Origin of the sequence: Paenibacillus tritici (genome assembly GCF_018207515.1) — a bacterium.
GTDB classification, from domain to species: Bacteria; Bacillota; Bacilli; order Paenibacillales; family Paenibacillaceae; genus Paenibacillus_AQ; species Paenibacillus_AQ tritici.
This window is the reverse complement of sequence record NZ_CP073365.1, coordinates 2370193-2392642: the sequence shown is the minus strand read 5'-3', so window position 1 is coordinate 2392642 and position 22450 is coordinate 2370193. Positions and strand designations below refer to the sequence as shown.

Annotated in this window: 23 protein-coding genes and 1 riboswitch; of the genes, 4 read left to right on the top strand and 19 right to left on the bottom strand. The window is 54.0% G+C overall.

Annotated features, from left to right (window positions below):
- Positions 1 to 56 precede the first annotated feature (56 nt).
- Complete coding sequence (locus KDC22_RS10070; protein ID WP_211723980.1) at positions 57 to 1760, bottom strand: fumarate hydratase; 1704 nt, start codon at positions 1758 to 1760, stop codon at positions 57 to 59.
- 104 nt (positions 1761 to 1864) lie between these two features.
- Between KDC22_RS10070 and yfbR the strand changes: the two genes are divergently transcribed.
- A complete protein-coding gene (gene yfbR, locus KDC22_RS10065) occupies positions 1865 to 2509 on the top strand; it encodes a 5'-deoxynucleotidase (protein ID WP_173140411.1) in 645 nt (214 codons plus the stop codon).
- A gap of 538 nt (positions 2510 to 3047) precedes the next feature.
- Here the strand turns inward: yfbR and thiH are convergent.
- From thiH to KDC22_RS10040, 5 genes are all read right to left on the bottom strand, one after another.
- Positions 3048 to 4169, bottom strand: a complete 1122-nt coding sequence (gene thiH / locus KDC22_RS10060) for a 2-iminoacetate synthase ThiH (RefSeq protein ID WP_211722916.1) — start codon at positions 4167 to 4169, stop codon at positions 3048 to 3050.
- A gap of 28 nt (positions 4170 to 4197) precedes the next feature.
- A complete protein-coding gene (locus KDC22_RS10055) occupies positions 4198 to 4962 on the bottom strand; it encodes a thiazole synthase (protein WP_211723979.1) in 765 nt (254 codons plus the stop codon).
- A gap of 90 nt (positions 4963 to 5052) precedes the next feature.
- Positions 5053 to 5256: a sulfur carrier protein ThiS gene (gene thiS / locus KDC22_RS10050; protein WP_211722915.1), complete on the bottom strand. Its 204-nt coding sequence runs from the start codon at positions 5254 to 5256 to the stop codon at positions 5053 to 5055.
- Positions 5253 to 5942, bottom strand: a complete 690-nt coding sequence (locus KDC22_RS10045) for a thiamine phosphate synthase (RefSeq protein WP_211722914.1) — start codon at positions 5940 to 5942, stop codon at positions 5253 to 5255. The genes thiS and KDC22_RS10045 overlap by 4 nt, the downstream gene beginning before the upstream one ends.
- Positions 5943 to 6037: 95 nt before the next feature.
- Positions 6038 to 6140, bottom strand: a riboswitch (TPP riboswitch).
- Between the two features lie 58 nt (positions 6141 to 6198).
- Positions 6199 to 7071 carry an SDR family oxidoreductase gene (locus tag KDC22_RS10040; protein ID WP_211722913.1) on the bottom strand — a complete coding sequence of 291 codons (873 nt, stop codon included), beginning with the start codon at positions 7069 to 7071 and terminating at the stop codon, positions 6199 to 6201.
- 335 nt (positions 7072 to 7406) lie between these two features.
- Here KDC22_RS10040 and KDC22_RS10035 point away from each other — a divergent pair, with 335 nt between their 5' ends.
- Positions 7407 to 7934 (top strand): GNAT family N-acetyltransferase, encoded by a 528-nt coding sequence (locus KDC22_RS10035; protein WP_211722912.1) that lies wholly within the window; start codon positions 7407 to 7409, stop codon positions 7932 to 7934.
- A 134-nt stretch (positions 7935 to 8068) separates the two neighbouring features.
- Here the strand turns inward: KDC22_RS10035 and KDC22_RS10030 are convergent, their stop codons facing one another.
- The 4 genes from KDC22_RS10030 to citZ form a co-directional block, all read right to left on the bottom strand.
- On the bottom strand, positions 8069 to 8494 hold the full coding sequence (locus KDC22_RS10030) for a hypothetical protein (protein WP_173140371.1): 426 nt from the start codon (positions 8492 to 8494) through the stop codon (positions 8069 to 8071).
- A gap of 23 nt (positions 8495 to 8517) precedes the next feature.
- On the bottom strand, positions 8518 to 9459 hold the full coding sequence (gene mdh / locus KDC22_RS10025; RefSeq protein ID WP_211722911.1) for a malate dehydrogenase: 942 nt from the start codon (positions 9457 to 9459) through the stop codon (positions 8518 to 8520).
- A 106-nt stretch (positions 9460 to 9565) separates the two neighbouring features.
- Positions 9566 to 10861 (bottom strand): NADP-dependent isocitrate dehydrogenase, encoded by a 1296-nt coding sequence (gene icd, locus KDC22_RS10020; protein WP_211722910.1) that lies wholly within the window; start codon positions 10859 to 10861, stop codon positions 9566 to 9568.
- Between the two features lie 90 nt (positions 10862 to 10951).
- Positions 10952 to 12064 (bottom strand): citrate synthase, encoded by a 1113-nt coding sequence (gene citZ / locus KDC22_RS10015; protein ID WP_173140377.1) that lies wholly within the window; start codon positions 12062 to 12064, stop codon positions 10952 to 10954.
- A gap of 387 nt (positions 12065 to 12451) precedes the next feature.
- Between citZ and ytvI the strand changes: the two genes are divergently transcribed.
- On the top strand, positions 12452 to 13567 hold the full coding sequence (gene ytvI / locus KDC22_RS10010; protein WP_211723978.1) for a sporulation integral membrane protein YtvI: 1116 nt from the start codon (positions 12452 to 12454) through the stop codon (positions 13565 to 13567).
- A 371-nt stretch (positions 13568 to 13938) separates the two neighbouring features.
- Here the strand turns inward: ytvI and KDC22_RS10005 are convergent, their stop codons facing one another.
- The 4 genes from KDC22_RS10005 to KDC22_RS09990 form a co-directional block, all read right to left on the bottom strand.
- On the bottom strand, positions 13939 to 14190 hold the full coding sequence (locus tag KDC22_RS10005; RefSeq protein ID WP_211722909.1) for a hypothetical protein: 252 nt from the start codon (positions 14188 to 14190) through the stop codon (positions 13939 to 13941).
- Between the two features lie 262 nt (positions 14191 to 14452).
- The gene (locus KDC22_RS10000; RefSeq protein ID WP_173140381.1) at positions 14453 to 14851 is read right to left on the bottom strand and encodes an FxsA family protein; all 399 of its coding nucleotides are present in this window, start codon (positions 14849 to 14851) and stop codon (positions 14453 to 14455) included.
- Positions 14852 to 14879: 28 nt separating this feature from the next.
- On the bottom strand, positions 14880 to 15392 hold the full coding sequence (locus KDC22_RS09995; RefSeq protein WP_173140383.1) for an acyl-CoA thioesterase: 513 nt from the start codon (positions 15390 to 15392) through the stop codon (positions 14880 to 14882).
- A 46-nt stretch (positions 15393 to 15438) separates the two neighbouring features.
- Entirely contained in the window at positions 15439 to 16620 is a 1182-nt protein-coding gene (locus KDC22_RS09990) for an MFS transporter (protein WP_173140385.1), read from the bottom strand.
- Between the two features lie 100 nt (positions 16621 to 16720).
- Between KDC22_RS09990 and KDC22_RS09985 the strand changes: the two genes are divergently transcribed.
- Positions 16721 to 17458 (top strand): G1 family glutamic endopeptidase, encoded by a 738-nt coding sequence (locus KDC22_RS09985; protein WP_246553434.1) that lies wholly within the window; start codon positions 16721 to 16723, stop codon positions 17456 to 17458.
- A 247-nt stretch (positions 17459 to 17705) separates the two neighbouring features.
- Here the strand turns inward: KDC22_RS09985 and pyk are convergent, their stop codons facing one another.
- The 5 genes from pyk to KDC22_RS09960 all read right to left on the bottom strand — a co-directional run bounded on the left by pyk (position 17706) and on the right by KDC22_RS09960 (position 22324).
- Positions 17706 to 19130, bottom strand: coding sequence for a pyruvate kinase (gene pyk / locus KDC22_RS09980; protein ID WP_173140387.1), 1425 nt, complete (start codon positions 19128 to 19130; stop codon positions 17706 to 17708).
- Between the two features lie 375 nt (positions 19131 to 19505).
- Positions 19506 to 20507, bottom strand: a complete 1002-nt coding sequence (locus KDC22_RS09975; protein ID WP_173140389.1) for an acetyl-CoA carboxylase carboxyltransferase subunit alpha — start codon at positions 20505 to 20507, stop codon at positions 19506 to 19508.
- A 1-nt stretch (position 20508) separates the two neighbouring features.
- Positions 20509 to 21402 (bottom strand): acetyl-CoA carboxylase, carboxyltransferase subunit beta, encoded by an 894-nt coding sequence (gene accD / locus KDC22_RS09970; RefSeq protein ID WP_173140391.1) that lies wholly within the window; start codon positions 21400 to 21402, stop codon positions 20509 to 20511.
- Between the two features lie 84 nt (positions 21403 to 21486).
- Complete coding sequence (locus KDC22_RS09965; protein WP_036700684.1) at positions 21487 to 21675, bottom strand: hypothetical protein; 189 nt, start codon at positions 21673 to 21675, stop codon at positions 21487 to 21489.
- Positions 21676 to 21823: 148 nt separating this feature from the next.
- On the bottom strand, positions 21824 to 22324 hold the full coding sequence (locus tag KDC22_RS09960) for a phosphatidylglycerophosphatase A family protein (protein WP_173140393.1): 501 nt from the start codon (positions 22322 to 22324) through the stop codon (positions 21824 to 21826).
- Positions 22325 to 22450 lie beyond the last annotated feature (126 nt).

The following is a 22450-nucleotide window of genomic DNA, read 5'->3' as shown; positions in this document are numbered from 1 at the left end:
CTATGGACTTTACTCGTCCATGACTGACGCTGTTTCTTGGTTTGTTTGAGGTCCTGTTACTTAAACACCGGCTCCCGGAACTGGGCCAGCTTGGCGGCGGAATCTTTCTCCACATCGGCATGCAGGCTGTTACCATGGGCATCCATGGTCACAATTGCTGCGAACCCTTCCACCTGTAAATGCCACATCGCCTCGGGTATGCCGAATTCCATGAAGTCTACCGCATTAACCTTCTTGATACATTCTGCATAATACTGCGCCGCTCCGCCAATAGCATTGAGATAGACGCCGCCGTGTTCGCCTAATGCCTTGAGGGTCTTGGGGCCCATACCGCCTTTGCCGATTACGGCACGGATACCGAACTTCTTAATAATATCTCCCTGATACGGCTCCTCGCGGATGCTGGTTGTCGGTCCGGCCGCCTTCACATGCCAGCCCTCGTCATCCTTCAGCATAACCGGACCGCAGTGATAGATGACGGCCCCGTTCAGATCCACCGGGGTGTCGTGATCCATCAGATATTTGTGCAGCGCATCGCGGCCGGTATGCATCTCTCCGGAGAGGATCACCACATCACCGACACGCAGGCTGCGGATGTCCTCCTCGCTGATCGGTGTGCTCAGGCGGACTTCACGCGAGCCGCCTGAGCCGGTGGAAGCTGCCGCAGCCGGTTCGGAGGCCGCTCCATGTCCCGGAACAGCCGGTTCGGAAGCTGCTTCACCCGTACCGGATACAATGGCCGGTGCCGCAGGAATCGTCGCATCCTCTGGAACAATACCGGAGGCTGCCCGGTCTGCGGCAGCTATACCCACCGGTTCCGCTACAGGCTGCGGCGCCTGTTCTCCTTCCACCGATATTCCGGTGCCGCTCTCATAGAGCCATTCCTTAATGTCTCCGGTGGCCGGATGAACCAGAATCCCCTGGCGGCGGAAGGCCCAGCAATTGTAGGCCACCGAGACGAAGAAGCTGGCCGGGAGCCGGTTCATGACCCCGATTTTGCAGCCCAGCAGCGTAACCTCACCGCCGAAGCCCATCGTGCCGATCCCCAGCTTATTGGCATTCTCCATAATGTAATCTTCCAGCTTGCCCAGATCCCCGTTGGGGTTCACATCCTCTACCTTGCGGAACAGCTGCTTCTTAGCCAGCTCGTAGCCGGTGGTACGGTCGCCGCCAATGCCTACTCCAATGAAGCCCGCACTACAGCCCTGGCCCTGCGCCTGGTATACGGCATGCAGAATACATTTGCGGATACCGTCAAGATCGCGTCCGGCTTTGCCGAGTCCCTCCAGCTCTGCCGGGAGACTGTACTGAATATTCTTATTCTCGCAGCCGCCGCCCTTCAGGATCAGCCGGACATCTATGCCTTCTTCCTCCCACTGCTCAAAATGAATCACCGGAGTGCCTGCCCCCAGATTGTCCCCGCTGTTCTCGCCGGTAAGCGAATCTACGGAGTTGGGCCGCAGCTTACCGTTCTTCGTAGCGCGGATAATCGCACTATGAATATCCTTCTTCATCTCTATCTGATTCACGCCCACCGGCGTATGAATAATAAAAGTCGGCATCCCTGTATCCTGGCAGATCGGCGATACCTGATGCTCAGCCATGCCAATATTCTGGGCGATGGTGGTTAGTGCCAGCCCGGAGCGGGTTGCGCGGTCTTCCAGCGCCCGGCCTTTGGCAACCGCCCGGCGCACATCCCCCGGCAAATTCGTGGAGGTCTCTACGATCAGATTATAAATGCTCTCTTCAAAATGCTGCATCTTCATTCAGTCTCCTCTCCATCTGGTTCAAGCTGCCCTAACTCTGGTACAATTAGTTACTATAATATCATATTAGGACGCTCATGAAAGGGGTTACTTCAAAATTGAACTTCCATTTTTCAGCATATCTCTACCGGCTGCAATATATCCAGCGCTGGAGCCTCATGCGCAGCACCGCCCCGGAGAACGTAGCGCAGCATTCGTTCCAGGTCGCCCTTCTGGCGCACATGCTGTGCACCATCGGCAATGCCTGCTTCGGCCGTTCGCTGAACGCCGACCGCGCATCCGCGATGGCGCTGTTCCACGACGCCACCGAGGTCTTCACTGGCGACATCGCTACGCCGGTGAAGCATAACAACCCGCAGCTGCTGTCCAGCTTCCGCGAGATGGAGCAGGTGGCTGCCGACCGGCTGGCCGCCATGATCCCGCCGGAGCTGAGCGCAGTCTACGCGCCGCTCCTGCAGCCGCAGACCAGCCCGCCCGGCTCCGAAGATGCCGGACTGCTCCGCTACGTCAAGGCAGCGGATGTGCTGGACGCTTACCTCAAATGCGTCTGGGAAGTCGCCGCAGGCAACCGCGAATTTGCCGCCGCCAAAGAGCAGACCGCAGACAGGCTGCATGCTCTGGCAATGCCGGAGATGGAGTATTTCCTTGCCCACATGGCACCGGGCTTCGAGATGTCCCTGGACGAGCTGTCTTCAAGCGTGAGCCGGGGACAGTCCGCCGGACAGCCCGATTCTGTAGAGTGAATGGAATACAGCATTTGCTTTGCGTGGGCTGATATCCTTACAGTGAACAATGCTGATGCCTTGTGCCCCTCTTACGCAAGTGGCACCACATTTGCTTCATCCGCCTGCTTTCTGGCTGCATCCCGTGTTAGCCATGAGGAGCACCGCTAATGCTCTTCATTACTATTGTGTTCGGTTATTCTGTGAAAATACTTCTGGCACAACCTGCGATAAACGCAACGCCTACGTGGCGCTCCCAATCCAATTGTGTTCGGTTTTCCGCACACATCCGGCCCATGCACCTTCGCGCAGCACAATGTGTTTGGTTTTTCGCACACATCCGGCCATCTATCTTCGCGTCAGCACAATGTGTTCCGTTTTTCGCTTACATCCGGCCATACGTCTTCACGATAGAAGGAGAAGTCGGCGCGAGAAGCCCTGTAATCTTTAGATTATGCAAATAACCCGCCTCACGGCGGGTTATTTGCGTCCGGTCAGTTTCGTCAGTCTGGTCAATCCAGTCCGTTACTCCAGACTACATCCATCCAATTCTTTTCGGCTAAGTCAAGCAAACCGGCTCGGACAGGATGTCCCAGTCCTTGAACACTGGCTCCAGCCCTTGCAAGCGCAGCATCCCGGCGATCTCCTCCACACTGCGGTTGTCCGAGATTTCGAACTGCGGGGTTCCGCCCTCCAAGGAATGTCCGCCCACCTCGGTGGATACTCCTGCCGACATCTTCGTGATGCCGAGATGGACCAAATGATCGCGCAGAGCCGCCGGCTCCCGGGTGGACAGTGAAATCCCGGAACGCGGCAGAAACAGACGGTACGCCAGGATAATCTGCACCAGTGCACGGTCAGTCACATCACTTGCGGGATTGAATTCCCCCAGGTACGGCCGGAACCTTGGAATGGAGAATCCGATTTCGCATTCCGGGTACTTATCCTGCAAGTACCTGGCGTGCAGCGCAGTGGCCAGAGCCTCCTGGCGCCATTCGTACATGCCGAGCAAGGCTCCGATATTGACCCAACGGAAGCCGGCAAGGCAGCCCCGCTCCGGCGCGTCCAGACGGTTGCGGTACACCCGCTTCGGACCCTTCACATGCAGCTCGCGGTAAGTCTCCTGGTGATAGACCTCCTGGTAGAGCGTCAGACCGTCTACGCCTGCCCCTCTCAGTTCAGCATATTCTTCCGTAGAGAGCGGGTTCACTTCAATGCTGACGGAAGAGAAATAACCGCGAAGCACCTCGGCGCAATCCCTTACGTAGCTGGCCGGGCTGTCCATGCGGGATTCCCCGGTGAGGATCAGAATATGGCGCAGGCCTGTGGCCGCGATCGTCTCCGCTTCGCGGGCAACCTCTTCCAGCGTGAGTTTTTTGCGCGGAAAATCATAAATGGAGCTGAAGCTGCAATAGGTACAATGATTCACACAGTAATCAGCGAGATACATCGGTGTAAATAATTGCATCACATGACCGAAATGTGCACGTGTCAATCTCTGCGCCTTCTGTGCCATCTCTTCCAGATAAGGCTCCGCTGCCGGTGACAGCAAAGCCATCAGCCCTTCTTCATCGACCCGCTCTGCACGAAGCGCGCGCTTCACATCCTCCGCCGTATAGCGGTTCCACAGCATCCCGTAAGGAAGCTGCTCCAGCCGGGTCATCGTTTCATAAAAGCTCATGCCCTTCTCCCCCTCCCCATTCCATCCATCAGGCCAGAAATCCGGTCAGCGGCGAAGAGGCCGCGGCGGTCTCCTCCACCGGCCCCAGTCCGGCCAGGTAGGCCTTGCGTCCGGCGGATACGGCCTCGCAGAAGGCCTCTGCCATCAGCAGAGGGTCCTTCGCGGTGGCAATGGCAGTGTTCAGCAGAACACCCGCTGCGCCCATCTCCATCGCCTCCGCTGCCTCTGATGGCCTGCCGATTCCGGCATCCACAATGACAGGCAGATCTGTTTCCGAGATCAGAATGCGGATCAGCTCCTTCGTCTGCAGTCCCCGGTTAGAGCCGATCGGCGCTCCCAGCGGCATAACGGCTGCGGCCCCGGCCGCCTTCAGCCGGAGCGCGGCTGACAGATCCGGGCTCATGTAAGGAAGAACCACGAAGCCCTCTGCGGCCAGAATCTCCGTAGCCCTGATCGTCTCGATATTATCGGGCAGCAAATATTTTTGATCATTGATCACCTCGATCTTCACCCAATTGCCCAGGCCGGCCGACCTTGCCAGGCGGGCAATCCGCACCGCTTCTTCTGCGGTACGCGCACCGGAGGTGTTAGGCAGCAAGGTCATATGGGAAGGAATATGGCTGACAATATTGTCCTTGCTCTGCGGGTCTACCCGGCGCAGGGCCACTGTAATAACCTGCGAGCCTGAACGCGCAATGACCTCGGGAATAAGGGTGTTTCGGCTGTATTTTCCGGTGCCTATGAACAGTCTACTGGTTAAAGTCACTCCGCCAATCATCAAAGGGTCTTGCATCATACCGCCTCCTGGATAAGTTATCGCCTGTATCTAAACCGCCAATCTGCCTGCCTGCTTGCTCGTTCGCTTCTCCTCTGCCCGCTATCCCTAACCTCCGCCTACAAAATGAACCAGCTCCACCCGGTCCCCTTCGTTCAGCAGCGTATCCCCGTAAGCCTCTCTGCCGGCAAGCTCACCGTTCAGTTCGACAATCACCAGCTTACCGGCCCACTCCGGCCGGGCCAGCAGATCAGCCAGCGTCCGGCAGCTCTCTTCATACCGCTGCACGGTCCCGTTCACGGTCAAATTCATGCCTGTTCACCTCCTTCACCCGGTGCTGGAACTATATTCAGTGCTTCAGCCTGCGCCGCAGCCTGATGAACGGCTGCCCTGTAGGCCCGGGCCGCAGCCGCAGGGTCCGGGGCCCCGCAGATCCCGGACATGACAGCAATTCCCGCAGCTCCCTTAGCGAGAACAGCCCCGGCATTGTCCGGTGTAATTCCTCCGAGCGCAATCAGCGGAATTCGGCTCCAGCGGACGGCCTCCGCCAGCTGCTCCAGGCCCCGTTCCTGCTGCCCGGGTTTACAGGCAGTCGGGAACACATGCCCATACAGGCAGAAGTCCGCCCCCTGCCGCCCGGCTTCCGCCGCTTCCTCCCGGGAATGTACCGACCTGCCCAGGCGCAGGCCTGGTGCGATCCCGCGCACTCCGGCTGGCGGCAGGCTGTGCCAGGCTAACTGGGCTCCGGCAGCCCCTACGGCTAACGCGACATCGACCCGGTCATTAATAACCAGCTTCGCCGGTGGAATTCCGGCTTGGAGCAGCATCCCCGCTGCCGCCAACAGCTCCCGGGCAGACAGGGATTTTTCCCGGAGATGGATATAATCCACCATAGGATGTACCGCCGCAGCCAGTTCGGCCAACGCCTCAGGATGGAGCCGCCCGTCTGAGATGACATGAAGTTCGTGCAACGCCTTCGCCCCTCTCTTCCGCTCCATTCTCCATAAACACACAAACACAAAAAAGACCGCCCCCATAAGGAAGCAGTCTGGAATATAAGCAGGGATACCGGCTGGCCGGAACCCCCGCTGCATTATTCGTTTCTCCACTTCCCTACGCTGGTATAACCCAGATCAGGTTCAAAGGGTCCGAGCAGATCTGCCCGTCTCAGCCTTGCGGCTCCCCTAGTGATCGTTCTATGCTATTGTATGTTTATGCCTTTTGTATATTAGCATATTATTCCTGTGAAAGCTATCATCCGTTGACGACCTCGCCGCCGTTCACATGTATAACCTGTCCGCTCACGTAAGAAGAATCGTCAGAGGCCAGATACACATAAGCCGGTGCCAGCTCTTCGGGCTGTCCCGGGCGCTTCATCGGCTGGGTGGCGCCGAACTCACTGACCTTCTTCGCGTCAAACGTTGACGGAATTAGCGGTGTCCAGATCGGGCCCGGTGCAACGGCATTTACTCGGATGCCTTGTTCCGCAAGATTCATCGACAGGGAACGGGTGAAGCTGAGAATCGCTCCCTTGGTGGACGAATAGTCCAGCAGCTGCGGGCTACCGCGATACGCCGTGATGGAGGTGGTGTTGATGATCGTGGAGCCTTTTTTGAGATGAGGCATCGCTGCCTTGGTCAGATAGAACATGGAGAATATATTCGTCCGGAACGTACGCTCCAGCTGCTCGGCTGTAATGTCCACGATCTTGTCCTGCGGATGCTGCTCAGCGGCGTTATTGATCAGGATATCCAGCTTGCCGAGCCCCTCCACGGTTTTATTAATCAGCTCCTGACAGAAGGCCTCCACCCCGATGTCGCCGGAGATTAGAATGCACTTTCTGCCCTCCTGCTCCACCTGGCGTTTGGTCTCTTCCGCATCCTCATGCTCGTTCAGATAAGAGATCACAACGTCTGCACCCTCTTTGGCAAAATGAACGGCAACTGCACGCCCGATCCCGCTGTCGCCTCCCGTAATGAGCGCAGCCTTACCCAGCAGCTTGCCTGCTGCCTTGTAAGCCGGTGTCTCAAACTCCGGAAGCGGATTCATCTCACTTTCAATTCCGGGCTGCTGATCCTGTACCTGCGGAGGCAGGGTTTTGGTAGGCTGATTACTTGTGTCTGGCATAATCCATTCTCCTTTCGCGGTTCACAATAATGTTGAACTCATTCTTGTTAGCATGGCTTAAGGTCTGGTGTTTATGCATCCTGGTAGTTTGCCTGAATTGCTTTACGTTATGTTACTTACCACACTCGGGAGCCAGCCAAACAACAAATCTTCATTCAATGCTTCCCATACTCTTACGTCATTCTCTCCTGAGAGCCGGATAGCCGAACGATAGTACGGTAAGTAAGGAACGTTGCCAAAAAGAACATTATCTATACCCGGTTGGGGTTCTATCTTAAGCTTGAAATAGATTCAGTTTGTATCAAGATCAAAGCTAAATTAGGAGGTAACACAAAATGAGCGCAAGACTCACTTTATCCCCGGCAACCTTAGACGATGTAGATTACATCGTTGATATCACTACCAGCCCCTCCCTCTGGCCCTTCGAGGAGATCATTCCAACCGATAAGGAAGCCGTCAAGAAGGAGGTAGCGGAGAAAATCAACAGTGACTGGCACAAGCAATACGTCATCAGGCTGAATAATCCCGAGGCCACACCTATAGGGGAGCTGAGTATCCACTGGTATGTCCAAGAGCGCGACAGCTGGGAGCTGGGCTACTCCCTCTTTCCCGAATACCGGGGACAGGGATATTGTACAGAGGCTGCACAGATAGCCTTGAAGTTTGCTTTTGAAGAGTGGAAGGCTCATAGAGTGGTTGCCATGTGTAATGAATTCAATACGGCTTCATCCCGGGTGCTGGACAGGTTAGGCATGGTCCGCGAAGGCGTATTCCGGGAGGAATTATTCTGGCAGGACAAGTGGGTGAATCAATACTTCTACGCGATACTGGACCGGGAGTACCGGGTGATTTCCGGGAAATAGACGGGTGAACGATGCTGAATATCTAACAAATGGGAACAGCTCCCGATCACATTCCATACAACAAAAAGCCCCGGAAGCCGAAGCCTCCAGAGCTATTTAATAACTATCCCCGGATAATCTGACCGGGCAGCAGCTTAAATAATCGTGTTGTACACCATGAAAAAGATCATGACTACCAGCGAAAGCATCAGCAGCATACTCATGGTACGGATTTTGGACGTCTCCGCAGAGACATCGCGGTTCTCTCTCATCCCAGCCGCAGCGAGGCGCAGAGGCTTACTCATGATCCCGCCGAAGGCGAACATAGCCAGCAGCAGCACAGTAACGATGATCATCCAGGGCACTGAATATTCGCCCTTAGTCATCATGTAGCCGCCGGTCAGCAGCTGGATCACAAGCCCGTATTGGGCAAAACGGTTAAACCCGCCAATAGCACTCAGGGTACCTTCCTTGGCCGGAGCAGATAACTTAGCTGTCCCGCTCAGAATAAACGGCAGCACCAGATAAAAGCCGAGCGCCAGTGTCCCGATCATATGCAGAAAAAAGAAAATGTGACCCATCGTAATCTCCTCCAATTCGAATGTTACAAGGTAACTACAGAAGTTACTGCACGGACAGAATCAGCGGATTTATCCAGTGCCGCCTTCTCTTCCGCCGTAAGCTCCAGTTCAAAAATTCTCTCGATGCCCTCCGCACCCAGCAGTGCAGGAATTCCCATGAACAAGTTATCGTAGCCGTATTCACCCTCAAGCAGAGCGATGACCGGAAGGATACGTTTCTTGTCCTTGAGAATGGCTTCCGTCATCTGAACCAGCGAGGCGGCAGGAGCATAATAAGCGCTGCCATTACCCAGCAGGCTGACAATTTCGCCGCCGCCGACACGGGCACGCTGCACAATCTCGGCGATTCGTTCTGCCGGAATCAGGGTGTCGATCGGAATGCCGCCTACGCTGGAATAACGCACTAACGGCACCATATCATCTCCATGGCCGCCAAGCACGAATCCGCGTACGTCTTCCACCGACACATTAAGCTCCTGAGCGATGAATGTACAGTAACGGGCCGTATCCAGCACACCGGATTGTCCGATGACGCGGTTCTTGGGAAAGCCGAGCGCATGGTACGCCACATACGTCATAGCATCCACCGGATTGCTCAGAATGATCACAATGGACTCCGGAGCAACACGCTTCACATTCTCACAGACCGACTTCACGATACCCGCATTCGTGTTGACCAGATCATCACGGCTCATGCCGGGCTTCCGTGCAATTCCTGCCGTAATGATGACAATATCCGAGCCTGCTGCATCCTCATAGCTGGAGGTCCCGGTGATCTGAGCATCGAATTTCTGCACAGGCCCCGCTTCCAGCATATCCAGCGCCTTGCCTTTGGTCGGGTTCTCAAGCTGCGGAATATCGAGCAGCACCACATTGCCAAGCTCCTTCTGAGCGAGCATAAGCGCTGTAGTTGCACCCGTGAATCCGGCACCTACGACAGTTATTTTTGAGCGTCTGATGGCCATAGTACCCCTCCCTCCGAATATAATGCTGACCTTGAGGCGGCCTGACGCAAGTATAAGCTACACAGATGTGCAGCTTATACTTGTCGTGCTATCCGTCCTGGCCTAATTACAGATGGTTGATGATCTCGTCGGCAAAAGCAGAGCATTTAAGCTCTGTCGCGCCTTCCATCTGGCGGGCAAAGTCATAAGTAACCGTCTTATTGTTAATCGCCGTGCTCATTCCCTTGTAGATCAGGTCAGCAGCTTCCTGCCAGCCCAGATGCTCAAGCAGCATTACGCCGGAGAGGATCACGGAGCCCGGATTCACAACATCCTTGTCTGCATACTTCGGTGCTGTACCGTGAGTAGCTTCAAAAATAGCATGTCCCGTAATATAGTTGATGTTCGCTCCCGGAGCGATACCGATACCGCCAATCTGTGCAGCCAGCGCGTCGGAGAGATAGTCGCCGTTCAGGTTCAGCGTCGCAATGACATCGAAATCAGTCGGGCGTGTCAAGACCTGCTGCAGCGCGATGTCTGCGATAGCGTCTTTGACGATTACTTTGCCTGCTGCTTCAGCTTCCTTCTGGGCAGCGTTAGCCGCAGCCTCACCGTCGCGTTCTTTGATGACATCATACTGGTTCCAGGTGAAGACCTTGTCGCCGAACTCCTGTTCAGCCACTTCGTAGCCCCAGTTCTTGAATGCCCCTTCGGTGAATTTCATGATATTGCCTTTGTGTACCAGTGTAACGCTCTTGCGTCCGTGCTTGATGGCATATTCTACTGCGGAGCGGACAAGGCGCTTCGAGCCTTCCTCGGATACAGGCTTGATGCCGATACCGGATGTCTCCGGGAAGCGGATCTTGTTAACGCCCATTTCCTTCTGCAGGAATTCGATAACCTTCTTCACTTCGGCGGAGCCTTCCTGATACTCAATTCCGGCATAGATATCTTCTGTGTTCTCACGGAAAATAACCATATCGACCAGCTCAGGATGCTTCACCGGAGAAGGAACACCGTCGAAGTAACGCACGGGGCGCAGACATACATACAAGTCAAGCTCCTGGCGCAGCGCCACGTTCAGAGAACGGATACCTCCGCCAATGGGAGTAGTCAGCGGGCCTTTGATAGCCACGATATACTCGCGGATAGCTTCCAGCGTGTCGTTCGGCAGCCATTCACCATATGTATTGAAGGCTTTCTCGCCGGCAAAAACTTCGTACCACGCAATCTTTTTTTCACCGCCGTAGGCTTTCTCTACAGCTGCATCCAGCACCCGCTTGGAGGCTTTCCAAATGTCACGGCCTGTACCGTCACCCTCAATGAATGGAATGATCGGATGATCCGGAACCAGCAGCTTGCCATCTTCGATTGTAATTTGTTCGCCTTCTGTGGGCAGATCGTATTGTTCCAGTTTCAACATTTGTGGGAATTCCTCCTAAAAGTATGATGTACAAGCATTAATATAGTTCATTGTACTAAAGGGGTGGAGCAGCCCGCAAGGGCTGCCCTGTTATCGTTCGTCCACAGGGACATACTTCATGTCGGACATGCCTGTATATTCCGCACGCGGACGGATGATACGGTTATCTTCATACTGCTCCAGAATATGGGCCGTCCAGCCTGATGTCCGGCTGATCGCGAAGATCGGGGTGAACAGCTCCCGTTCAATCCCCAGCTGTGTGTAGACCGAAGCTGAATAGAAGTCCACGTTCGGCTTCAGCCCCTTTTGGCTGGTAATCAGCTCTTCCACCTTGACCGACATATCATACAGACTGGTGTCATTCTTCATGGTTCCCAGCTCGCTGGACATCTTCATGAGATGCTTGGCGCGCGGATCGCCATTCTTGTATACCCGGTGACCGAAGCCCATAATCTTCTCACGGCGCTCCAGCTTGCCTTGAATATACGGTTCAACCGCATCCAGGCTGCCGATCTCCTCCAGCATCTTCATCACGGCTTCATTCGCCCCGCCATGCAGCGGTCCCTTAAGCGCGCCGATGGCCGAAGTAACGCCGGAATAGATGTCAGACAGGGTAGCAACCGTTACCCGTCCTGCAAAAGTCGAAGCATTCAGCTCATGGTCGGCATGAAGCACCAGCGCCGTGTCCAGCGCCTTCACCGATACAGCGTCCGGCTGTTCTCCCCACAGCATGTAGAGGAAGTTCTCGGCGATGGTTAAGCCTTCCTTGGGTGCCACCGGCTCCAGACCTTTGCGGATGCGGGCCAGTGCGGCGACTACGGTTGGAATCTGCGCCTGAAGCTTGAGCGCCTTGGTCTGGTTCGCTTCGCGGCTCATGTCGTCAGCAGCCTCATCATACAGGGCCAGACTGGATACGGCTGAGCGCAGGGCGGCCATGGTGTTGGCTTCTTTGGGATACAGCTTCATCTGAGTGAGCACCTGCTCCGGGATGGGAGCATATGAGCTGAGGTCACGCCGCAGAGCTTCAAGCTCCGGCACCGTCGGCAGACTGCCGAACCACAACAAATAAGCGGTCTCCTCAAACGTGGCATTATCCGCAAGGTCGTCAATATCATAGCCGCGGTAAGTGAGCACTCCATCCACAATAGAGCTGATCGAGGAGGTCGTTGCAACAATGCCTTCAAGTCCTTTAGTAGCTGTCATAGTCTCTCTCCTTTGCCAACAAGGGTATATAGTGCCGCTTCAAAGCTCATGTAAACATTTACATTTTCAAATATTTCAACTCTCTGAAAAAACGCATCAGGACTGGCTGTGGAGATTGCAACTAAATTTCTGCTGTTTATCCTTTAATTATCATACCGGATTTTGACGGTTATGTGAACAACGTGGAAGCTATGAAGGGGATCAAATGATTTTATCGGAGAGATAGAAAAAAACGAACGCAATAACTGTTTCATGATTACGCTTCCAGGTTACAGACAGGGCCGCAATCTGCCTTTTGTGCCGCTTCTAGTCTTTTCATATTCCCTATGAATATACATAAGACGAGCAGTGATTCCCGGCAATCCGTCAGAGTGGGAGGGACCGAAGATCGACACACTTGTGCTTAAAAGAATGCTGCGCGGCCTATGGGTCGTGCTTGCTGCCGCAATGATCCTGCTGGCTGTATATGTATTACTGCCGCTCCTGTATCCTCTGCTGCTCGCCTGGATGCTGGCTTATCTTATGCATCCCCTGGTGCTGATCCTGAAGGGAATGAAGCTTCCCGGCTGGCTGGCCGTCTCCCTCTCGCTGCTGTTCTATATGGGCGGCACGGTCCTTGTCCTGACTGCCCTGATCACGCGGCTCGTAAAAGAGCTGATCGGCCTGCTCCAGACCTTCGATCTGCATACCGACCAATGGCGGGAGCTGCTGCTGTCCTTAAGCCGCAATGCCAGCATTCAGAATATCATTAACCAAATCAACCAATTTTACCACGATAACCCGGGCTATCATGCCACCATTGACAGCAATATCAGCAGAACAACAGAAACCGTAGGCCAAGCCATGACGCAGATGATCACGGGATTCTTCAATTTCATTCTGAAGCTGATCTCCTCGCTGCCAAGCCTGGGCACCATTCTGATTGTGATCGTGCTGGCCGCCTTCTTCCTCAGCACCGGCTGGGAACGGCATAACGCCAGGCTGACTTCCCTGCTCCCTGCTCCGCTGCTGAGGCCGGTGTCGGAGATCTGGAAGGATCTGCGTAAGGCGCTGTTCGGATATCTCCGTGCCCAGGTGGTGCTGATCTCCGTAACTGCGGTGATTGTAATTATCGGGCTTTTGCTACTGGGAGTTCACTCCGCCTTCGCCATCGGTCTGACCATCGGCATCGTTGATCTCATTCCTTATCTGGGGGTCGGTATCGTGATTCTGCCTTGGGCACTATATTCCTATATGACAGGGAACATGGCTCTGGCGATCGGCCTGTTGGTGCTGTACGGCATCATTCTGATCACCCGCCAGGTGCTGGAGCCCAAGGTGCTCGCCAGCAGTATCGGAGTCGATCCGCTCGCCATGCTGATCGGCATGTTCGCCGGGCTCCAGCTCTTCGGCATGCTCGGCCTGATTCTCGGCCCGGTGTTGCTCGTTATTCTGGATGCGTTCGCCCGCGCCGGTGTGTTCCGCGCCCTGCGCAGCTATATTCTTAGCGGCAGGCTGCATTAGGGCGGGGTGCGTGCTTCAAAGAGAGGGCGCGTACATCGGAGTAACGCGTGGCTCGCGGGATTGCGCGGTGCGATTGCAATGGGGTTTGCACGGCTAAGATCGGGATTGGCGTGGGGCGGCTACAGTGGGGTTTATGCGGCTACAGTTGGGAATGGTGCGGCTACACTGGAGTTGGCACGCTTTTTAAAACTAATTTACTTCTGTAACAGTATTGCCGGGGCTATCCATCCCATCAACACACCTATGGATGCGATTTGTTGCCGCCGCTTCCCCTCCCGGCCACTTCCGGCTGAATCAGAGGGATTTATCCCTTTCATTTCCTCATGTCGCCCACTTTCGGCTGGATCAGAGGGATTTATCCCTTTCGATTTCTAATATAGCCCACTTTCGGCTGCACCAGAGGGATTTATCCCTTTCATTTCCTCATATAGCTCACTTTCGGCTGGATCAGAGGGATTTATCCCTTTCATTTTCTCATATCGCTCACTTTGGGCTGGATCAGAGGGATTTATCCCTTTCATTTTCTCATATAGCTCACTTTCGGCGGCACCAGAGGGATTTATCCCTTTCATTTTCTCATATAGCCCACTTTCGGCTGGATCAGAGGGATTTATCCCTTTCATTTTTCACGCAAGAACTCAGCATATAAAGATGAGGTCGCTCTATTCAGACAACAAACTTAAAATAAAATTACTTAATGTGTGTAAGTTACGAGATTAGGCGGACTAGGGAGCAACCCAGCGGCATCGGGTGCACTTCTGCTCCTCACCGTCACTTATCCGCGCGATCTCCGGTCCAAGCACAGAAAGCGCCCAGCCGCAGCAACTGCAGCCGAACGCTTTCACACACTTCTCTTTCCTATGTTTCTTACAGCGCTCCCCTGCTCTACCTGCGGTAGAAGGTGAACGTCCCGTTTTTCATTTTCTTCTCGATCCATTTCAGCAGAAAAACCCGGTACAGCGGCCGGGTCAGCGGAAACACCAGGGTAAAGCCGATCAGATCCGTAACGAATCCCGGCAGAATCAGCAGAAGGCCGCCAAAAAAGATACATAAGCCGTCCAGCATCGTCCGTCCCGGCACCCGTCCCTCCTGCATATGTGTTTTGCTGTCCTGCAGCACTTTTTTGCCCTCGAACCGCATCATTAGCAAACCGATCACCGAAGTGGCCAGCATGATCAGCAGTGTCTTGGGCGCTCCAAGAAGACTTGAGACATAGATGAAACCGAATAATTCCACGGCCGGGACTGCAAAAAGTGCGGCCCACAGCCATTTGTTCCTGATCATACTGCTCCTCCTTCTTCTTCCATTAACGCTATTCTTCCTGTAACGCAGCCAGGATAGCAACGAACAGCTCAGGCTGTGCCCGGTCGATCCGCACAGGCTTCCATTCCCCGTTCAGCCAGACATGGCTCGTCGATCCGCTGACCAGAAGCTCGCCGGGGAGAGTGCCGCTGTCCGCCGGATGCGCCTTAACGGTCCCGGACTCTTCGCCTTCACTGCCTGCCGCCACACGGCGGATTTCATATTCATAGACAACCCTCAGAGCCGAGAAGGTCGTTAACCGCGCATACACGGTGATAAGATCATCATATCGCGCCGGGCTTTTAAATTGCAAATCTGCAGAGGTTACAGGCAACAATAGCCCCAGGCTCTCCAGCCTCCGGTAGTCGAAGCCCAGCTCGCGGAACATCTCCGTCCGGCCGCACTCAAACCAGATCAAATAATTGGCATGATAGACCACGCCCATCTGATCTGTCTCCTGATAACGCACACGCAGGGAGGTACTGTGCCAGCGGCTGGTCCACCCCGGTTGATGTGGATTCATATTTATGCTCCTCTCTCTCAAAGTTTCATCGTCAATCATCAGACAGCTACGCGCTGACACCGCCGGATGCCGACTTCAGCGGCAGCTTGCGCCGCGAGCTTCGGGCGACATAGAACAAGAGGGCCGCCCCCGCTGCCGCACTCAGCATACACGACAGGTTCATTAGGCCAACACCGCCCTGATTCAGCAGCATTCCGTTCAGCAGATTCCCGAGAATGCCGGCTAAGCCGGAGAATACGATGTTGAATACACTTTGCCCGGTCGCCTGCATCTCCGCCGAGGTAATCTTCGATACATATTCAACCGCTGCAATATAGAAAAAGCCGAAGGAAAGGCCATGAAGCACCTGCACCCCGATCATTACCGAAGGGTATGGGAAGGCCACCTGAATCCCCCAGCGCAGCACATAGATCGTTGCGCCGAGCAGCAGCGTCCGCTCCATCCCCAGTCTGCGGATCACTTTGGAGGCGAAGAACATGGAAGGCACATTGGTAATCGACGCCAGAAACAGGGCGATTCCGGCAGTGCCGGTCGATCCCCCGACAGACTGGAAAGCAATGACAAAATACGTGCCAAACGCCGTCATGGTCTGGTTGACCAGGAAGCTCCCGCCCAAAAAAGCCAGAAAGATGCGGTTGCCCAGCAGTTTTTTGACGCCCTGGGAGAAGGACTGGCTCATCATGTGATTCTCCTCGGCCTGCTTAGGCAGGGTGAAGGCGATCACCACCGCAATGCTGTTAAGCAGCAAGAACGGCAGCCAGATCGTCGATACGGAGAATTTGGACACATACTGTCCCCCCGCAATGGCCCCTACGGCAGCGCCTATGCTCATCATCATCCGGATGCTGCCGTAAGTCGCTCCGGCTCTGTTCGCGGCTGCTATGGCGTAGGAGTCGGCAATAGGCGCCTGTGTGGAGGAGAAGATCGTGGACACGGTATACACCAGCATCAGCACAATGAAATACTCCGAGCGGTACATTACAGCGAGCACAGCCGGAACCGCTACACTCAGAATAAGCACCAGCCGCGCCTGGTTATATCTGTCGGACACCATTCCCCATAAGGGCTGGACGCAGATTGCGATCAGGGTTCCTATAGCCATCAGCACGCCGATCTGGCTGACTTCAAGTCCGTTCGATTTCAGCAGCAGCGACAGATAAGAGCCGAAGGAGCCCCCGGCCAGTCCCAGAAACAGATAGAACCCGCGCAGCTTTGTTATTTTTTCCATGGGGATTACAAGTCCTCTCTCATTCTTTTTAACAGAATACCCAACCTTCCTGGCCAAGTGCTGCATTTAATAGAGCAAAACCTATTAAGGCGGTGGACAAGTGGGCCAAATCAATAGATTGAAACGGAGCAAACCCTGTCTAACGGATAAACTCAATACGGGTAGAGCCGCCCATTCCGGCTTCGGCTGGACCTCCAGTAATTGGAGCGGTTATGCGATCTCCGGCAAAAAGGGCACCTACCGGCGGATATCCGCCGACTGGATCGTCCCTTATGTAAAGCCAACAGTAAAAGCTACGTTCTCCTCGGCCTGGATCGGCATCGACGGCTTCAAGAACAGCAGTCTGATTCAGACCGGAACCGGCCACGAATCGGTAAACGGGAAGGTCCGCTATTATGCCTGGTGGGAAATCCTTCCTGCCTCGGAGACTGTTATTCCCTTGCCGGTATCTCCCGGTGACCACATGCGGGCTTCCATCGTCAAGCTCAGTCCCGGCAAATGGTGCATCACCCTGCGCAACCTCAGCAAGTGCTGGGTATTCCGCACCGTACAGCGCTATAACGGGCCGCAAAGCTCCGCCGAATGGATTGTGGAGGCTCCGCAGATTGGCTTCGATATTGCACCGCTGGCCAAAATCTCTCCGGTCTGCTTCACCTGCTGCCGGATCAACGGACGCAGCCCCGGACTTAAAGCCTCCGACGGCGGCATTATGATCCAGAATAATGTCCTGCTGGCACTGCCTTCAGCCCCGCGCTCCTGCGGAGATGCCTTCTCGGTCAGACGGCTCTATCCCAAAAGCCAGCCCGCCGGAAAGTCCAGAAAAACTGCCGCCAGGTAAAAACGGCTACGCCGTCCCCTTAAAGGACGGCATTCGCTTAAAAAGCCTGATCATCCGCTTCCCGTAAAAACCCTCAATCCAATATATACAATAGCAGCATTTACATCAACCTGCAGTAATACCCATCCACAAAATATCTACTTAAAACATACAATTTCATCTATTTAAAAATCAAAGAGCAGCGGCATGAGGCACCGCTGCTCTTATCTATCTATTCAATTCGTGCTGCAGAGCATTCTTCCAAATCCTAGTCGGCTGGAATCGTGTCTACCTTCACCAGGTTAGTGGAACCGGAACGTCCAAGCGGGATACCTGCAGTAATCACTACAAGATCGCCTGCTTTGACCAGACCGGAAGCTTTACCGCCGTTAAGGGCAGTTTCCAGCAATTCGTCAGTGGAATGAGCTTCAGGACCGAATACAGGAGTTACGCCCCATACCAGCGCCAGCTGACGCATTGTTCTTTCCTGGGTAGTTACAGCAATGATCTGTGATTTCGGACGGTATTTGGAAACCACGCGTGCCGTGTGGCCCGTTACTGTCGAAGAAATGATCGCCTTGGCATTCAGGTCCAGAGCGGAAATCGCTACGGATTGGCTGATCGCTTCAGTTACAGTAGTTTCTTGAGCAATCTGCTGCTTCATGAAGATCTCACGGTGGTTCAGGGCAGATTCCGCTTTCTCAGCGATGCGGGACATGGTCAGTACGGATTCTACCGGATATTTCCCGGCAGCCGTTTCACCGGACAGCATGATTGCATCTGTTCCGTCGAAGATTGCGTTCGCTACGTCACTCGCTTCAGCGCGGGTAGGACGCGGGTTGCGCTGCATGGAATCCAGCATTTGGGTAGCTGTGATTACCGGTTTGCCGGCGATGTTACATTTCTGAATCATCAGCTTCTGCGCCAAAGGCACATCTTCAGCTGGAATCTCTACACCCAGGTCGCCACGGGCAACCATGAGGCCGTCGGAAGCCGCCAGAATCTCATCCAGGTTATCGACACCTTCCTGGTTCTCGATCTTGGAGATGATCTGAATGTGGGAAGCATCGTGCTTCGCAAGCAATTCACGGATTTCCTTAACGTCGCTGGCTTTGCGGACGAAAGAAGCGGCAATAAAATCAATGTCCTGTCCGATCCCAAAAATGATATCGCTGGTGTCTTTTTCCGTAATACCCGGCAGGGAGATGGAAACTCCTGGTACGTTAACGCCCTTCTTGCTCTTGATAGTACCGCCGTTAACAATACGGGTCTTGATTTCGGTGCCTTGAATGTCAACAACAGTAAGGCCGATCAGGCCGTCGTCGATCAGGATGGTTGATCCCACTTGAACATCATTAGGAAGGTCGCTGTAGGTGATGGAGATACGGTTTTGGTCGCCAAGGATCTCTTCCGTAGTCAATGTCAGATACTCGTCCTGTACCAGTTCAATCGGTTCAACTTCCAGCTTGCCTGTACGAATCTCAGGTCCTTTGGTATCGAGCAGGATGGCAACAGTCTTGCCAAGTTCCTTGGAAGCTTGACGGATCGTGTTGATCCGGGCTCCATGCTCATCAAAATCACCGTGGGAGAAATTCAGACGGGCCACATTCATACCAGCCAAAATCAATTTTTTGATATTCTCCAACGATTCACTTGCAGGTCCGATCGTACATACAATTTTACTTTTCCGCATTAGGTTTTCCTCCGTTTTTTCGTTCTCTCTGTCTCACTTTTTCCAACTACAAAATCTACTATAAGGTTCGCTCTCTGTATAGGAACTTTATCACATGTAAAGACATGCACGTTTTGTTGCGCCCTTATGAATATTACTGCAAGTTGAAGACAAAATCAATGTTAGTGCCTGTTTTTGCTGTAAATTAAAGTCGAATAATATTAGGATTGCCCTTAAAACAAAAATCATCCCGCAAGAAGCACAGGATGATTAGAGTGGGAAAAAATGTATAATAGGTCCTGTTCCACTTATGGACTGGAATAAGCTGGGATATGTCGAAAAGTGCAAACCAGCGGTATCGTCTAAGCAGTCCTTACCCTGAGGTTAGGCTAGCGTTCATTCTACAATCTGCACTTCTTCCTGATCGGAATCCTGCTCCAGTACCGACTCGGAAAACTCGCCGATCTTGCGGAATTTCAGGTAACGGTCTTCCTTAAGCTCTGCTGCATCCATGACGGAGATCTCCTCCAGGTGACGCCAGAGCGCATCCTTAACCGCCTCCGCTGTCGATTCATAATTACGGTGCGCGCCGCCTCTGGGTTCAGCAATAATCTCCTCGATCACTTGCATCTCCAGCAGATCCGTCGCCGTAATCTTCATGGCCTCCGCTGCCTGCTCCGCCTTGGTGGCATCCTTCCAGAGAATAGACGCCGCGCCATTGGGAGAGATCGCAGAATAAATCGCATTCTCCAGCATCAGGACCCGGTTGCCTACGGCCATCGCCAAGGCTCCGCCGCTGCCGCCCTCGCCTATAATCACACAGATAACCGGTACGGCAAGCTGCGACATCTCGAACAGGTTGCGGGCGATCGCCTCCGATTGTCCGCGTTCCTCTGCGGTATTGCCGGGATAAGCGCCTTTGGTATCAACAAAGGTTATAATCGGACGGCCGAACTTCTCCGCCTGCTTCATCAGGCGCAGTGACTTGCGGAAGCCTTCCGGGTGCGCACTGCCGAAGAAGCGCAGAATGTTCTCTTTCGTATCTTTGCCGCGCTGTTGTCCGATGACCGTGACCGGACGGCCGTTCAGCTTGGCAATCCCGCCGACTACAGCCAGATCATCACCGTACAGGCGGTCGCCATGCAGCTCTATGAAATCCGTGAAGATAAGCCCGATCAGATCCAGCGAGGTCGGGCGCACATGATGACGGGCCAGATGCATCTTCTGGGCCGGGGATATATTGGAATAGATTTCATTCTCCAGCTCGCTGTAGCGTTCCTCAAGCCGGGCTACCTCATCGCTGAAATCTATGCCCTTCTCTTCGCCGAACTGCTTCAATTCGGCGATTTTTTTGCGCATTTCTACCAGAGGCATTTCAAAAGGCATCTCTCCTGCCAACCTAAAATCCCCCTTTCACATCATGCAGCTCCAGCAGCTTGGTCAACGTGGAGCGCATTTCCTTACGGTGCACGACCAGATCCAGCTGTCCGTGCTGCAGATTGAATTCTGCCGTCTGGAAATCCTCGGGCAGCTTCTGGCGGATCGTCTGCTCAATGACAATCCGTCCCGCAAAGCCGAATACCGCTCCCGGCTCGGCAATAATAATATCACCCAGGCTGGCGAAACTCGCCGATACCCCGCCTGTGGTCGGATCAGTAATTATGGAAATATACAGGCCGCCCGCTTCACTGAACCGGGCCAGCGCTGCACTTGTCTTCGCCATCTGCATCAGACTGAGAATGCTCTCCTGCATTCTGGCTCCGCCGGATGTGGAGAATATCAGCATCGGAAGTCTTCGTTCCGTAGCTTCTTCAACCGCTCTTGTAATCTTCTCGCCAACTACGGACCCCATGCTGCCGGTGAAGAACTCAAAGTTCATCACGGCAACAATAACCGGATGTCCGCCGATGCTTCCCTGGCCGGTGATGACGGCTTCAACCTGTCCAGTTTTGGACTGCTGCTGTTCCAGCTTGGAGGCATAGCCGGGGAATTTCAGCGGATCAACGGAAGCCATCTCGCTGTCGAATTCAATGAACCCTTCCGGGTCCAGCGTCATCGCAATCCGTTCCGATGCATTCAGGCGCATATGATAGCCGCAAGACGGGCATATTTTCAAGTTCTTCTCCAGTTCCTTGCTGTACTGGATCGTTCCGCATTTGTTGCATTTGTTCATGAGGCCCTCGGGAATCTCACGTTTGGGGCGCTCGCCTTCCGCCGGTCCGCCGCTTCGCTCCAGACGTTCTGAAGGAATGATCGCGTACTTCCGTTTTTTCTGAAATAAATCTTTGAACAAGGGTCGCACCTCTTCAGCCGTTTATTTGCGTAAATAGCAGCTTGCCGCTGTCATGAATACTCTTATCTCTCTAAAGTTGTACTCTCATGGATGCAGAATCAGATTCAGGACCTCCTGCACTTCTTCAAGCTCTCCCGAAGGAACCAGAATCTCAAACTGCTGCTTGGACATATTGATTGGACGGCATTTGATCAGAAATCCTTCTTCCGTAAGCTTCCTCTGGATCATCTCCGCCACTTTGGCGGTCGGCGCTATATAGATTACCGTCCACATGCCCTGCAAGGCCTCCCTAATCTCGAATCCAGCCGTATCCTGAATATAATGAAATTATGATAACACAGTTTTCTTTTTTCCCGCAAGCAAGCCTGGCAGGAAGGAGGCATGACCGGAAGGCCGTACAGAGCGAATGCCGGAAGAGCGGTTATTCCGTCCCCGTAACATGCGGATATACCTTCGCACCCTCATGCCGGTGGGCGATTCGGGCTGAAGCTGCAGCCGCTATTCCGGACACAAGATCATCCAGAAAGACATGAATGCTTTCCTTATCATCATTCAATTTGCCGATAATTCCAAGCTTTATTTTATCCAGATAGCCAAAACCGGTCAGGCCGATCATTCCGTACACGCTCGTGATGCCCAGGGCCAGAGTCTCGTCCGCCCCGTAGAGCGATTCATCCGCTTCCATAACGGCCTGAAGCGGCTGGGGCAGCAGCTTCTTCTCCGCCAGCTCATCCAGCGCAATCCCTGTCATCAGCGTGTACTGCACCTCTCTTTTGTTCAGCACCGACTTGACGCTGGTCAGGCACTCATCCTCAGTCAGATCCGGGTAATAGACCGATTGCAGAGTATAGACGATCTCCGCAATAGAAGCAAGCGACACTCCCCGGCGCTCCAGCAGATTCTCTGCCATTTGATAGGACATCCTGTTCCTCCCCTTTCCGCACGGGACCATGTCCCGCTATATAAACTGAACTTAAGAAGGTTGACTGGCAGATTCCCAAGTTCACTCTATTGGTTCCCTAATGTATGCGGAAAAGGGCGGAGATGT